1 protein-coding gene is annotated in these 330 nt (G+C 57.3%); it reads left to right on the top strand.

Translation table 11 applies throughout. The features are described 5' to 3' along the window. A partial coding sequence (locus E5Q11_RS17410) for an AAA family ATPase (protein WP_168215678.1) occupies positions 1 to 330 on the top strand: 330 nt, incomplete at both ends.

Here is a 330-nt window from a genome sequence, read left to right on the forward strand (position 1 = left end):
CCCCTGGCTACGTCGGATTCGGCGAAGGCGGCATCCTCACCGAAGCCATCCGCCAGAAGCCTTATTCGGTGGTGCTGCTCGACGAAGGCGAAAAAGCCCACCCGGAAGTCCTCAACCTCTTCTACCAGGCCTTCGACAAAGGCGAACTGGCAGATGGTGAAGGACGGTTGATCGACTGCAAAAACGTCGTCTTCTTCCTCACCTCGAATCTGGGCTACCAGACCATCGGGAAAAATGCGGACGAGCCGGAGAAAATCGAAGAAGCCCTGTACCCGGAACTCGCCGACTTCTTCAAACCGGCCCTGCTGGCTCGAATGGAAGTGGTACCTT

Origin of the sequence: Marinobacter confluentis, assembly GCF_004785685.1 — a bacterium.
GTDB classification, from domain to species: Bacteria; Pseudomonadota; Gammaproteobacteria; order Pseudomonadales; family Oleiphilaceae; genus Marinobacter; species Marinobacter confluentis.